12 protein-coding genes are annotated in these 13723 nt (G+C 59.5%); 3 read left to right on the top strand and 9 right to left on the bottom strand.

Going from position 1 to position 13723, the window contains the following annotated elements:
- Nucleotides 1-128: 128 nt before the first annotated feature.
- The 6 genes from priA to RCH06_RS01590 all read right to left on the bottom strand — a co-directional run bounded on the left by priA (nt 129) and on the right by RCH06_RS01590 (nt 8919).
- Nucleotides 129-2453 carry a replication restart helicase PriA gene (priA, locus tag RCH06_RS01615; RefSeq protein WP_327079694.1) on the bottom strand — a complete coding sequence of 775 codons (2325 nt, stop codon included), beginning with the start codon at nt 2451-2453 and terminating at the stop codon, nt 129-131.
- A 377-nt stretch (nt 2454-2830) separates the two neighbouring features.
- Nucleotides 2831-3940, bottom strand: coding sequence for a uroporphyrinogen decarboxylase (hemE, locus tag RCH06_RS01610; RefSeq protein WP_327079693.1), 1110 nt, complete (start codon nt 3938-3940; stop codon nt 2831-2833).
- Between the two features lie 160 nt (nt 3941-4100).
- Nucleotides 4101-5408, bottom strand: coding sequence for a class I SAM-dependent methyltransferase (locus tag RCH06_RS01605; RefSeq protein ID WP_327079692.1), 1308 nt, complete (start codon nt 5406-5408; stop codon nt 4101-4103).
- Nucleotides 5409-5491: 83 nt separating this feature from the next.
- Nucleotides 5492-6232, bottom strand: a complete 741-nt coding sequence (locus RCH06_RS01600) for a hypothetical protein (protein WP_327079691.1) — start codon at nt 6230-6232, stop codon at nt 5492-5494.
- Nucleotides 6233-6250: 18 nt separating this feature from the next.
- Nucleotides 6251-6715 carry a CoA-binding protein gene (locus RCH06_RS01595; RefSeq protein WP_327079690.1) on the bottom strand — a complete coding sequence of 155 codons (465 nt, stop codon included), beginning with the start codon at nt 6713-6715 and terminating at the stop codon, nt 6251-6253.
- Nucleotides 6716-6771: 56 nt separating this feature from the next.
- Nucleotides 6772-8919: a protein-disulfide reductase DsbD family protein gene (locus RCH06_RS01590; RefSeq protein WP_327079689.1), complete on the bottom strand. Its 2148-nt coding sequence runs from the start codon at nt 8917-8919 to the stop codon at nt 6772-6774.
- 208 nt (nt 8920-9127) lie between these two features.
- On the opposite strand from RCH06_RS01590, the gene RCH06_RS01585 reads away from it, so the two are divergent.
- Complete coding sequence (locus RCH06_RS01585) at nt 9128-9601, top strand: helix-turn-helix domain-containing protein (RefSeq protein WP_327079688.1); 474 nt, start codon at nt 9128-9130, stop codon at nt 9599-9601.
- Nucleotides 9602-9722: 121 nt separating this feature from the next.
- Nucleotides 9723-9929 (top strand): hypothetical protein, encoded by a 207-nt coding sequence (locus RCH06_RS01580; RefSeq protein ID WP_327079687.1) that lies wholly within the window; start codon nt 9723-9725, stop codon nt 9927-9929.
- Between the two features lie 72 nt (nt 9930-10001).
- Here the strand turns inward: RCH06_RS01580 and RCH06_RS01575 are convergent, their stop codons facing one another.
- From RCH06_RS01575 to RCH06_RS01565, 3 genes are all read right to left on the bottom strand, one after another.
- Nucleotides 10002-10181, bottom strand: a complete 180-nt coding sequence (locus RCH06_RS01575; RefSeq protein WP_327079686.1) for a hypothetical protein — start codon at nt 10179-10181, stop codon at nt 10002-10004.
- A 285-nt stretch (nt 10182-10466) separates the two neighbouring features.
- Nucleotides 10467-11498: a helix-turn-helix domain-containing protein gene (locus RCH06_RS01570; RefSeq protein WP_327079685.1), complete on the bottom strand. Its 1032-nt coding sequence runs from the start codon at nt 11496-11498 to the stop codon at nt 10467-10469.
- Between the two features lie 436 nt (nt 11499-11934).
- Nucleotides 11935-12621, bottom strand: a complete 687-nt coding sequence (locus RCH06_RS01565) for a hypothetical protein (protein ID WP_327079684.1) — start codon at nt 12619-12621, stop codon at nt 11935-11937.
- Between the two features lie 320 nt (nt 12622-12941).
- On the opposite strand from RCH06_RS01565, the gene RCH06_RS01560 reads away from it, so the two are divergent.
- On the top strand, nt 12942-13511 hold the full coding sequence (locus tag RCH06_RS01560; protein WP_327079683.1) for a hypothetical protein: 570 nt from the start codon (nt 12942-12944) through the stop codon (nt 13509-13511).
- The last annotated feature ends 212 nt before the right edge of the window (nt 13512-13723 follow it).

The raw sequence follows: 13723 nt of genomic DNA, 5'->3' as shown, positions 1-13723 counted from the left end.
CCGCATTGGGTTTTTTGAACGGAGTTGATGGGTTGATCTGCGAGCTTGCGCAGAGCTCCGCTAACCTTGCCCGCACTACGGTTGTCATCTGAGGGCTGTCACCAGACCGGAATCGACATGAAAGGCTGTCAAATCGCAATCGGGTCTACATCAATCGCCCAGCGCACCAGGCTTTTGAAGTCGGCTTGCCGGCGCGTTTCAAACAGCACTGGCTGCCAGGCGGCCAAAAAGCCTTGCAGCGCCTTGCGCGACGGGCTTTCCACCAGCATTTGCGCGCGCTCGATGTTGGCGACGCGCTGGATCGTCATCGGCACCGCCGGATAGGGCGTGACGTGGTCATGGCCGGGCAGTTGCTGGTCTTGTGCGGCCAGAGCGGCGGCATTCAGGAAACCCTGCGCCACTTCCTGGGTTTTGGCGTCGGCGCGCACCAGCGCGGAAAAGCCGAACGGTGACAGGGCCGCAGCCTCCCGTTCTTCGAGTTGCTGTGCGGCAAACGCCGGGTAGTCGTGCCGTTTCAGCGCTTCAAACAGCGGATGGTCGGGGTGAAAGGTCTGTACCCACATTTCGCTGGCGGCGCTGTGCCGGGCGTCGCGGCCAGCCCGGCCTGCCGCCTGCATCAACAGGCTGAACAAGCGCTCGGGCGCGCGAAAGTCGCTGGAAAACAGCGCGCTGTCGGTGTTGATGGCCGCCACCAGCGTGATGTGGCGGAAATCGTGGCCCTTGGCAATCATTTGCGTGCCGATCAGCACATCGACCTCGCCGGCATGCACGCTGGCCAGTTGTGATTCGAGCGTGCCTTTGTGCCGGGTGGTGTCGGCGTCAATGCGGGCAATGCGCACCGGGCTGCCGTCGGGTCGGCTCACGCCCGCCAGCAATTCGGCCAAGTGTTCTTCGAGCCGCTCGGTGCCGCGTCCGACGGGGGCAATGTCGATGTTGCCGCAGGTCGGGCAGGCGCGCGGCACGCGTTCGGTAAAGCCGCAGTGGTGGCAACGCAGTGTGCGGTCGATTTTGTGGAACACCCGGTAAGCGCTGCAGTACGGGCAGTCGCTTTTCCAGTCGCAGTCGTGGCAGGCCAGCACTGGCGCATAGCCGCGCCGGTTCAAAAAAATCATCGACTGCTCGCCACGCGCCACGCGCTCGCCAATAGCTAGCAGCAGCGGCGGGGCGATGACGCAGTGTTTGGGCTGGTGGTTCATGTCCACTCGTCTGACCAAAGGCAAGGCCGAATCGTCACCGATTCGTTGGTCCATGTTCAGGCGCTGGTAGCGGCCAGTGAGCGTGGCCTGCCAGCTTTCGAGCGACGGCGTGGCCGAGCCGAGCAAAACCCGGCAAGTGTTGACCCCCACGCTCCCCACTGCGTGGGGTTCGCTGCCCCGCGAGGGGGTGCTGTGCCTGCGGCCCGGCGAAGCCGATGAAGTGTTGACCCCCACGCTCCCCACTGCGTGGGGTTCGCTGCCCCCCAAGGGGGCGCTGCGCCTACGGCCCGGCGAAGCCGGTTCCGTGGCCCCTGCTGGGGCAGGCGGGGACACGGTGGCGAAAACTTGGGCGCTGTTCGCGTTCGTCTTCAAGCTTTCCAGCCGCGCGCGGTACACCGCCAGGTCGCGCGCCGAATAGCGTGCGCCTTCTTGCTGCTTGTAGCTGGGGTCGTGCTCTTCATCGACGACGATCAGGCGCAGATTGGGCAGGGACGCAAACACCGCCATGCGGGTGCCGAGCACCAGCCGGGCCTGGCCGGAATGCGCGGCCAGCCAGCTTTTGAGCCGCTGCGCGGGCGTCAAGGCGCTGTGCAATGGCACGACGCGTTCGCGTCCCAAGTGGGCAAATCGGGCTTCAAAACGTGCCTGCAGCTGCGGCGTCAGGTTGATTTCCGGCACCATCACCAGCACTTGCGCCGACGGGTCTTGCGCCAGCACGGCGGCGGCGGCGCGCAGATACACCTCGGTCTTTCCGCTGCCGGTGGCCCCAAACAGCAGCGCAGGCCGCTGTTTTCCGACGGTTTCAGCATCAAATTCGGCGATAGCGGTTGTCTGCTGGTCGCTGAGTGCTATTAAATTGGTAGTATCTGGCACGCTGCTGGTGTCTTTAACGGGCCGTTTGAGCCGCCGCGCCAGTTGCAGCGCCGTGAGTTCGCGCAGTTGCGGCGGCAAGGCGGCCAGCGCCACTTCACCCAAAGAGCGCTGGTAATAGCTGGCGGTAAACGCCACCAGCTTGCACCAGGTTGATGACAGCGGCGCCAGCCCGTCGAGCGCGCCGGCAATGTCGCGGATGCTGGTTTCCTTCAAGCCGCCGCTGTCAGGCAACACGTCCCACACCACGCCCAGCACCTCGCGCCGGCCAAAGGGAACGCGCACCAAGGTGCCGGGGCAGTGCGGCAATTCGCTGCGGTAGGTCAGCGGTCCGGCGATGGCACTGTGCGCCGGTGTGGCTACCACGACCTGAAGCCAGTGGCTCATGGGGCGCGTCCAGAGGGGCGTTTAGGGAAAAAACCGCCTTCAGACCGAACGCTAAGTCCTTGATTTTTCAACATTTTGGACGGAGTCAGTCTGCCTGTGGATAACTTTGTTGATAGATTGCGCCGATGCGCTGAAAAGGGGTGTAAAGCAGGGTTTTCCTTCCATTGCACGGAAAAAAGGCAATTTGAAGTTTCCTTATAAATCAACGACTTACGAGTGCTATGGCTTTGATAGCGAGGATGGCGGCCAAAAATAGAAATTAAATAGCCGTACCACAGATTTTGTGCATAAGTCGCACTGAATGCGCTGATTTTTGCGCTTTCCCTGTCTGGAAAGTGCCCAAACCAGCGGGTTTGGAGCCGCTGGTGCCTGTTTTTTCAGCAGGCGCCGGTGCGCAGGCTGCGCGAATGCGCATGCACGGCGCGCACCAGCACTTCGACGTTTTCTGGCGGCGTGAACTGGCTGATGCCGTGGCCCAAATTGAAAATCTGGGTCGGGCCGTCTTGCGTGCGGTCGGTGTGCGGCGTACCGAAACTGTTCAGCACGCTGGCCACTTCGGCTTCGATTTGCGCCGGATTGGCAAACAGCACGTTGGGGTCTAGGTTGCCTTGCAGCGCTTTGGCGTTGGGGCCGTTTTCGCCGACTTGCGCGCGGGCGCGGGCCAGGTTCACCGTCCAGTCCAGCCCCAGCACTTCGCAGTCGAGCTGCTTCATGGCTTGCAGCCACTGGCCGCCGCCCTTGGTGAACACCAGGCGCGGAATCTTCACGCCGTTGTGTTCGCGCTTGAGCTGCGCCAGCACGCGCGCGGTGTAGGCCAGGCTGAAGGTGTGAAAAGCCGCATCGGCCAGCACGCCGCCCCAGCTGTCAAAAATCATCACCGCTTGCGCGCCGGCTTCGATTTGCAGGTTCAGGTATTGCGCGACCGAATCGGCGTTGACCGCCAGGATCTTGTGCATCAAATCGGGGCGCTGGTACATCATGGTTTTGACCAGGCGGTAATCGCTGGAACCTGCGCCCTCGACCATGTAGCACGCCAGCGTCCAGGGGCTGCCGGAAAAGCCGATCAGCGGCACCCGGCCATTGAGCGCCTTGCGAATCGACGTGACGGCGTCAAACACATAGCGCAGCTTGTTCATGTCGGGCACTTCGAGCCTGGCCACGGCGGCTTCGTCGCGAATCGGCGTGGCGAACTTCGGCCCTTCGCCGAGCGCAAACGACAAACCCAGGCCCATCGCGTCGGGCACGGTCAGGATGTCGCTGAACAAAATGGCCGCGTCCAGCGGAAAGCGCTCCAGCGGCTGCAGCGTGACTTCGGTCGCGTAGTCGGTGTTGGTCGCCAGCCCCATAAAGCTGCCGGCCAAAGCGCGCGTGGCTTTGTATTCAGGCAAATAGCGGCCCGCCTGGCGCATCAGCCAGACCGGGGTGTAGTCGGTCGCCTGACGGAAGCAGGCGCGCAAAAAGGTGTCGTTTTGAAGAGGTGCAAACATACGGGGGATTGTCTCAGGTGTGGGATGGCGGTAAATGCTGCAGCAGGCCTTGGCAGCGGCTGCACGCCCTGTTTTTGCATCAAAACAGGCGCTTGTGCAGACACTGCGGGCGTGTGCAGCTCTTATTTAAATAGCAAAATCCGTGCGGGTGCGGCGTTTTTCAAGCCGTGGCATCCGGGTGCTTGAGCAGCAGGCGCTCCAGCGCGTTGAGCGTTCCGTACGACTCGGCAAAGTCGGCAAACAGCGCGGCGTTGTCAGGCGCGGCGGCCCGGCCACGCCAGTCGGCACGGAACTGGTCAAAAATTTGGCCGAAACTTTTCTGGCCGTCGATCAGCCGCAGGATTTTGGCGCCGTATTTGCCCGGATTGACCATGACCGTCACGCCTGAATGCTGGTGCGCGAGCATGAAGGGCTGGCCCCGGTGGCTGTCAAACACCTGCGCGGCAATCTCGCCGGTCAGCGGTTCATGGTAGAAAAACGGAATATAGGCCGCATCGCCATACGGCGCGGTGCAAGCGGCGTTTTGCGTGAGGTAGAGCGAATGCGTGACGATGTTGCCAATCATCAATTCGGCCATTTCGTACTGCTGGCGCAGCGGCAACTGGCGCAGGCTGGCGGTCATGGCGGGCGGTTTGCGGCCCAGCACCATGTGCGGCAAATAGGGCGAGCGGCCGCGCTGCACATCGCTGAAGCTCAAATGCAGGCCGTGCTGCGTGCCCAGCCAGTCGAACAATTCGCCCACGCTGTAAGAACGGTCTTGCGAATGCAGCAGCAAGTCGTAGATGCCGGCGTCGCCCAGCTTGTGGTCGTGGTACAGGTCTTCGCCGCGTAAAAACCAGTTGCTGGGCGGCAAACTGCCGAGCAACTCGCGGGTGTTGGCAATCTTGCGCTGCTCGGCCACTTCATGGCCGTTTTGCTCGTTATGGACCAGCCGCATCAGCGCCTGCATCTGGTACACGCCGGCGCGGCCGGTGGTGGCATAAACCATCAGGCCGATCGCCCCAGCGGGCTTGAGCGCGCTGCGCAGCACCCGCAGGCCCAGGTCGGGGTCAGCCAGGTGGTGCAGCACGCCGCTGCAGTTGATGTAGTCGAACTGGCCCAGCTCCAGCGCCGGCAGGTTCAGCAGCGAGTCATGCACCCACGTGATGTTGTTCAAACCGCGAATTTTGGCGCGTTGCTGGGCCAGCGCGGTGCTGGCGTGGCTCATGTCGAGGTGAACGATTTCGGCGTTAGTTGCGCGCAACTGCTCGGCCAGGAAAATCGTTGCGTCGCCAGTACCACCGCCGGCCACCAGCGCCCGGAAATTGTGCGTAAACGACTGTTTTCCGGCAAAACAGTAGTGGTTGATCATCGGCAGGTCTTCAAGCCAGGTCAGCACCAGGCGCTTGCGGTCGTCTTCCGGGTCGCACGGCGGGTAGGGCAGGGATTCGTACTGGCTTTTGACCTTGGGCAGATAGTTCTGGGGCATGCGTGTCTCGAAAAGAAAAAGAAAGCCGGGGGCGAAGGTTTCAGGGTCTGCGAGCCTCTAGCGCGGCCACGGTTGGCAAGGCGTCAGCGCACGGGCAGAAACTGCAAAAACGTGCCGCCGGCCAGATTTTGTACATAGCTGATGACGGCGCGCCGGTACTTTTCGGTCACCACTTCGGCCAGCAAATCGAGCCGGCCAATGATCTTGCCAAATTCGCGCTCAAAACTCAGGTTGCGCTCCAGTCCCGAGATTTCGTCCGCCAGCAGCAGCGTCTGGCCGGCGGCATTGCGCCGGGTGGACAGCAGCCAGACGGCAATCTCAATGTTGCGGGCCGCGTTGTAGATGTACTGGGCGTCCAGGCTGTCAATCAGATACAGCGTGGTTTTGCCGCCGTGCGCCGTCACCAGCATGTCGGCGCTGGCATGCACAAACGCCGCCACCCGGTCGCCGCTGAAGTCGTTGCTGAGCGCCAGCGACAGGGCCGCAATATCGCGTTTGCCCTGCAGTTCGGGCCAGGGCGCAGGGCGTTCGATGGTTTGGCGCAGTTTTTCCAGCGCGGCGTCGCGGCTGGTGACGCCGGTCTTGCGCCATTCGGCCGGGTTGCGCTTGTAAAGCTTGTCGGCAATGCGCAGCAGGCTGTCGAGGTTGTCGCGCATGCCCAGCGTCGCCATACGGTTCACGTCTGACTGGACGACTTCCGACGGGGCCATCGGGGCGACCTGCGTTTGGCCGCGCGTGGTGGGCACCGAACTGGCGCAGCCTGCCAGCAGCAGCACGGTCAAAGGCAAGGCAAAGGGCGCGGCAACGCCGCGTGGCGCACGCATCGGCCGGGACGCCACGGCTCAGCGCGCGGGCGTCTCTGGCTGCGCAGGCGAATGCAGCAACCCGCTGGACAGCAGCACCCGGTGGTCAATCTTGATGCAGTGGTCTTGCACCACCAAGAGGCCTGCGGCTTCGGCGGTGGCAGCCGCGCCGGCATGGGCCACGCCGAGCTGCATCCAGACCGCTTTGGCGCCGATGGCAATCGCCTCGTCAACGATGGGCGGAATGTCTTCGCTGTTGCGAAAGCAGTTCACCAGGTCAATGGTTTCGTGCTGCGCCGCTTCGGTGAGCGTGGCATAGGCTTTTTCGCCCAGCACCTCGGTCGCGTTCGGGTTGACCGGAATGATGCGGTAGCCGGCGGCCTGCATGTAGCGCGACACATCAAAGCTGGCCCGATGCGGCTTGGGCGACAGACCGACGACGGCAATCGTGCGGCAATGATTGAGGATGTACGGAATGCGTTCGGCATGGGTGACAGAATTCATCGTCAGTCTCCGGGGGTTGAGGATGGATGGATATTAGCGGCTTGGCGGCGCACCCCTCACAGCCTGGCCAGTTCGGCCCGGACATCGCGCACAGACAAAATTTCGGACAACACCACGGGCGCGCGGCCGGGCTTGTAAATCACGTAAACCGGCACGCCGCTGCGGCCCAGTTCGGCCAGCGCCTGCGTCACGGCCGGGTCGCGGCGCGTCCAGTCGGCACGCAGCAGGGCCACTTTTTTGGCGTCCATATCGGCCAGCACGTCGGCGTTGACCAGCGTGGTTTTTTTGTTGTATTGGCAGGTCACGCACCAGGCAGCGGTGAAATCGACAAACACGCTTTGGCCTTGCGCTGTCAGCTCTGCGACCCGGCCCGGCTGCCAGTCTTGCCAGCGGCTTGATGCGGCGGTCGCGGGCGTCGGCACAGGTTTGATGATGTTCGGGCCGATAGTCCATATTCCCAGTGCGAAGAGTGCTATTGAAAATGCAGCAATGCTGCGTCGCGCCGTGCCGTTCAACCCCAGCGCCCAGACTGCCAGCGACAGCAGCACCAGCAGCGCCAGCAATGCACCCGCGCCGTCAATGCCGCTTTGCTGGCCCAGCACCCAGACCAGCCAGGCGACGGTGGCAAACATCGGAAAAGCCATCAACTGCTTCAACGTCACCATCCACGCGCCGGGCCGGGGCAGGGCGCGCGCCAGGCCGGGCAGCGCACTGAGCGCCAGATACGGCAGCGCCATGCCCACGCCAATCGCACCAAACACCGCCAGCGCCTGCAGCGCCGGCAAGCCCACGGCATACCCCAGCGACGCCCCCATGAACGGCGCGGTGCAGGGCGACGCAATGGCCGTGGCCAGCACGCCAGATAAAAACGCATTCACGCCGGGATTTTTTGACTGCAGATTCATGGCGCGGCTGGGCAAGATGGTGCCAAATTCAAACAGCCCCGCCAGGTTCAGCCCCAGCAGCGTGAACAGTGCTGCCAGCGCCGCCACCACCGCCGGGCTTTGCAGCTGAAAGCCCCAGCCCAACTGGTCGCCCGCCGCCCGCAGGCCCAGCAGCAACGCCCCCAGCGCCAGAAAAGACAGCACCACGCCAGCGCTGTAGGCCAGCCCTGAAGTCAGGCGCGCAGCCTGGCTTTTCTCATTCACAAACCCCACCACCTTGATGGCCAGCACCGGAAAAACGCAGGGCATCAGGTTCAGGATCATGCCGCCCAGCAGTGCCCCCAGCAAAGCCGCCAGCAGGCTGATTGAAGACGGTGCGGCGGGCTGGGCTGCGGGCATTGCCGCCGCATTGGCCTTCAGCGCCGCCGCCAGCGCCGGCGACACCACGGCGACGCTGGCAACGGCTGGCCAGTCGCCTTTGACCGGCGCGTCGATACGGTAAGCCGCGTTGTTGTAGGCCACGACCAGCGGCATGTTCGCGGGGCTTTCGGTGCGCTGGCCAGAGAGCGGCAGCTCTGCCGTCCAGACCGCGCCCTGCCACGCTTGCTGCCACGCGCCAGCAGGCTCGATCACGCCGGCGGTTTCGGGGAACAGCGCCAGCGTCTGGTCTTGCAGCGCCGCCGGCAAACCGGCCAGCGACACCTTGAGCGCCGTGCCGCTCACTTCCAGCTGACTGCTGCCCGTGGCCAGTGGTTTGGGCGCGGCATCAAACGCCGCCTGAAACGCCTGACCGCTGGCGGCTGTCGATCCCTTGACCGGCAGACTCAGCGTAAATTCGCCCTCTTGCGGAATGCATTCCTTGCGGCAAACCAGCCACGCCGCCTTCAGCTTGATGTCGAGTTGCTGCGCGTTGAACCCCGGTGCCACCGTCAGCGGCACCGGCAGCAGCACGGTTTGCTCGTAGCCGTAGTTGGCCAGCGTGCCGATAGGGATTTTTTTCGGTGTCGGCCAGGCAATCTCGCCCGCCGTGATGCCGTCCGGCAGTTGCCATTCCAGCATCGTCGGCAAACCCGAGTCGCCGGAATTTTTCCAGTAGGTATGCCATTCCGGCTGGTGCGCCAGTTGCAGGCCCAGCCAGACCGGCTTGCCCGCCTCGACGCCTTCAGGCGCCCAGGCCAGCAGTTCGGCCCGCACTTGGTCGGTGGTCACCACCGGACTGTGCGAAGCTGTTTTTAACAAGCCATTTTGGGCTGATGCGCTTGTTCCGAGGGCGCAAGCAGCTATTAAAAAAATAGCGGAAATAAAACGTTGAAAATTCATGGTGCTAATGGGAGTGACGGCCCCGCCTTTAGTTCCGGCAGCAGCCAGAGGACGCGCAGACGGCGTCCGAATCCCGGATTGTGCGCCAGCGCGCGCTGCGTCGTTCACGCCGGTGTCGCCTGTGATGGGTCACCTTGCGGCTGCGTTTACTTTAAATAAGTTTCTCATTATTTACATTTTTATCTAAATGTATAAAATGAGAAACACTATGCCCGCACCACCGCTTGCCATTTCAAACACCTCAGCCACTCGATTGGCTGCGCTCGGGGAGCAGATTCGCACGCGCCGCAAGGCGCTCAAGCTCAGCGCCACGGTCGCTGCAGAAGCCGCTGGCCTGTCGCGCGTGACCTTGCATCGCATGGAAAAAGGCGCGCCCGCCGTCACCATGGCGGCCTACCTCAACGTCACGGCGGCGCTGGGGCTGGACATTAGCCTGAGCCTGCCAGCTGATCAAGCCGCCGCTGCGCCGACTGCCGACCGCACGGGCTGGATTCCAGCGCGAGTGCGTTTGGGCGACTACCCGCAACTCAAGCAACTGGCCTGGCATGTGCAGGGCGTTGATGAACTGACACCGGCAGAAGCGCTCAGTATTTATGAGCGCAACTGGCGCCATATCGACGCGTCAACGCTGCAGCCGCATGAGCGGCAACTGGTCGATGCCTTGCGCCTGGCCCTGACATGAATGCCCGCCCTGTTTGAACGACCGCACCACCAGCGCATTGCCCAGGTGCTGCGCGCGCTCAATGGCCCGTTGCTGATGGGCCGACGACGGCGTTTTCAGCCGTGACGTGATTGACCTGGCCATGATGAAGCCGTCACTGGCGCTGCTTCGACAAGCCCTGCTGAAAGCGCACGGTGCCTATGGCAACGCCATTCGTCAGGATCTGGGCAAGGCCCTGCTGCGGCTGCAAACCCGGCAAGGATGGCTGGAGCGCTGCATGCAGGCAATGGCCATGGTGGAACCCAAGGCCGTGGTGTGGCAGCGGCTTCGGGCGCTGCGCAGAAATTGAACCGAAATAGTAGCCAAATTGGCCTCTAGTGCAGTAAGGGCGGGCGCAAGCAGCTATCAATAAAGTAGTGATTTACGAGGCGGGCAGCGCAAACACCGCCAGCAGTTTTTTCGGTGCCCGGATGCGGAGCTGCGTGCCCTTGGGCTTGCCGATGGCTTCCTTGCCAGCGCCGGGTTTACCCAGGATGTTGACCACCAGCACCTCGCCGTCCCAGGCAAAAAACAGTCGGCGGTAGCGTTGCGGATTGGGCACCGGCTCATGCGGCGGGTTGCCCGTATTGCAATACGGGATGGGTCTATGAATTCAAAGCGCGGTTTGGCATGGTTTGCCCATGAGAGGGGCTGGCGAAGCGGGTACTTGCCTTGCGGCGTCAAACACCAAGCCGGCTTTGCCAAGGTTTAATCGAACATAAGCATTTGATTTAATTGGATTTTTCTATAGTTCCGCCAACTATTTCGCCAACTTTTAAAGCGCAATCTGCCGCTGCAAGTCAGCCAGCCGTATCTATCCGTCGCGACCACTGATAAATTTCTGCCCTCAATGCATCCGCGCCGCCCTCAAACTCGCCGGATTCAGCCTGAGCGCGGCGCAGGCGTCGAGCAGCACGGCGCGGCGCACGGGCTGGCCGGACTGGTGTTTTTCGATGGCGGCATGCGCCCAGCCACAGCCTTTGCTGCTGCCCAGACCTGCGCCCACCGTGGCTTGGCGCAGGGCGGCGATGCGCGCGCGGCCAGCGGCTACGACTTCCGGTGCGGCGGGTTGGGCGACGGGCGGCTTCCACAGTGCGGGCGCTTTCACCGTGGCGGTCGTGGCGGCGGGGCTGAGGCCCAAGCCACCGGGCGCGGCTGACAGCCAACCAGCCTCAAACCGCGCCCAGCGGCGGCGCGGGTCGCAGCAGGTTTGCAGCGCCTGCTCCAGACTCAGGCCGGCAAGGCGGGCTTGCTGGCCGATGACCTCGATCACCGCTGCCGTGACCGGCCCCATGCGTTTGGCTTGGCGGATGGCCGCAAAGTCGGCCAGGACTTCGGGGCGCACGCCATTGACCCGACTCAGCACCGCTGGCAAGGCCGGTGCGCTTGTTCCTTTGGTGTTCTGTTGAAGGTTCAATACTGTTATGGGTGCAGATTCTGCGGGGGTCAAGGTCGAAATCTGCGGGGGTGGCGTGTCGTTTTCTGCGGCGGGCGTGGCAAAAACTGCGGGGGTTGGGGCTGGGCGATTAACAGCGCCAGCGCCTTGCCACGCGTCATTGAGCACCACAACGCCGCCGCCCGGCGCAGACGCTAACACCAGCGGCACCAAGCCGTCCAGGTGAACTGTGTAGCGCGTGGCGTGGCCGACGCGCAGCCGGGGCCGCAAAATGCCCGCTGCAACCAGCCCGCGCACATGGCCCTGCACGGCGCGCTCGCTCAGGCCGCACATCCGCGCCACGCGGGCGATGGACGGCCAGCACAGGCCAGAGGTGTTGTTGACGTGGTGGCAAAAGCATTGCAGCACCAGCTTGGACGTGCCACGGGGCAGGGCGCAGCGCCACAGACGCGCGGCCAGATCAAGGCTCAGGCTGGCGCTCATGCGGCACCGCCTTGGCGGGAAAAGGCGAAAAGCGGTGCGCCGTGGAATGCCACGGGCGAGTGTGCGGAAGAGTGAGCCATGCATGGCCTCCAAGAGTGCAGTTTGCAAAAACCGCCGCACCCGAGACCAATCGGGGGCGGCAGCTCGAACGGGTTGGTCTACCGGGCACTCTTGCGAAAACCGGCGGAGCAGAAGCTCCCCCATCCGAGCTGCCAAAAACTGGAAGCACAAATGATGAAGCCACAGGTTCTGCGGGAAGACTGCGGCTTATGTCGCAGAGTGATTCGAGAGACCAATCTCGGCCATATCTTTTTTTGATGTGGGCTTGCGGGGAAGTATAGCGGCTGGAATCGCAGTGCAAGCAGGATGGGTCGGCTACTTCTACATGAGTTAGTAGGTAACTCACTAGGCTCTACATCCTTAATTTCGATCAGGTCTATTTTGTTGCTTCAAGCTGAGCATCATTCGTTTCGATCCATGCTTCCAATTTTCTAATTTTCGATACCGACACTTCGTTATATTCATGCTCAAAGATTTTCATGCACAGCAGCATATATTCCTGATGCATTCCAGAATGCATGCTGGGAAATTTGTTTGAGAATGTAGTTATATGATTTTCAAAGTCAATTGACGAATAACCAATGCATATCCCTTCATGATTTGGGTGCGAACTTTCTGAAAGGTCTGCATATAATTTCATCATGCCTGGATAAGACTTATCACATTTCTCAAGTACCGTTACTATATTGATAGATTTATGTTTTGTCGTTTCGTTTCTTGAGCCCAGCAGCAGCACAGATGTTTTGTCACCGAATGCATGAAAATCCAACGATCCATCCAAAACACTAGTGTTGAGTTGGTTAAGATAGATGAGCGTTGCCAGTGTCTCAAATCCACTCCGTAGTAAGATGCGAGCACCCAGTGCATATCCTTGCTGATGTAATGTGTACGACTGAGTTAGCAAGTCATGAAGCCGCCAGAAAACAGTTTCTCTCAAAATACGAGAACGATAAAGCGCCTTCCACTTATAGGCGGTTGGGCTGATTGAAATCAAGCCTGCCAGAGGCACCTCTTTAGGTAGAGAATTTTTCCAGTTTTCAAGCGTTTGTACGATCACATTCATATATTTTAGATAAATTTATCCTCATACTATCTTGGCGCATGTGAAAAGAGCTGAATAGTTCTTCGGTTTAGCAGGCTGCTGAAATACTGGTTTTCGCCCTCAAAAAGAGTTGCAAAAAGAGTACCTGACCCCTTGCCTACTTTGAAAAAATCACTTGTAGGCCGTTCTATGAGGTCGAAATTTTTCGGATTTTCCTATTCGGGAGTATTTCAGCAGCCTGTTAGAGGACTAGTTAAAAACATATATTACTAAAGTAGAAGCTATTTTATAATTTAGTGCAAGTTTTATAATTTTTAAGATTAACAATATTTGGAGAAGTAATGATTTCAGGAATTCGCGTATTTGATACCATTTTATCTACTCATAAAAATGGTGATAGCACAATCAGAAATTCAGCAGATTTCTGGAGAACTTTTTGTGCTGCTTCAGGCTGGAGATTTACTTATGAGCGCGTCCACTCTTTGGCTGATATTGAATATTTTTTTAAAAATTACATTGAAGAGGACGTGATTATTTTTAGTGGGCATGTGTGTAAAGCTGATGGTTTTATTTTATCAAATGGGGAAATAATTAATGGGACTAATAACTTTATAGTTAATCCTAAAAACCATGAAAAAATAATTATATTTTCATCATGCTTTATAGGAGGAAACAAAAAACTTGCTGAAAAAATAAAGTCTTTTTTCGGGGCTAAATATTTATTTGCTTATCAGCAAATTGTAGAAGATAGATTCTGTTTTTTGAATGAGTCGATTTTACTAATGATGATGAATAGAAATAATCGAACAACATTCACTGAAAATAAATTTTTAAATTTTCAATTACAAACTGATTTTATGAAAAATATGAATAAAAGCGGCGTGAAGAACCATCCTCTTTTAATGTTTTAGAGGATAAAAGTCGCTGATATCCAGAGCGGGAAATTAGACTTAGATTCAAATTAATTTGAATATGACCTAATCGCACTTTTCATAACTCTGTGCCTTTGAAAGAAGCACAAGTTACGAGCTACGACGATAAAATCCCCGTGCCCGCAATTCGCTTATCGCGTATTACTTTGAAGGCGGCGCATTGCCCCGGCCACCGCCCGAAGGCATTCTGG

Origin of the sequence: Polaromonas sp. CG_9.5, assembly GCF_035984465.1 — a bacterium.
In the GTDB taxonomy this organism is placed as follows: Bacteria; Pseudomonadota; Gammaproteobacteria; order Burkholderiales; family Burkholderiaceae_C; genus Polaromonas.
The sequence above is the reverse complement of the archived record's forward strand: the minus strand, read 5'-3'. Positions and strand labels throughout refer to the sequence as shown.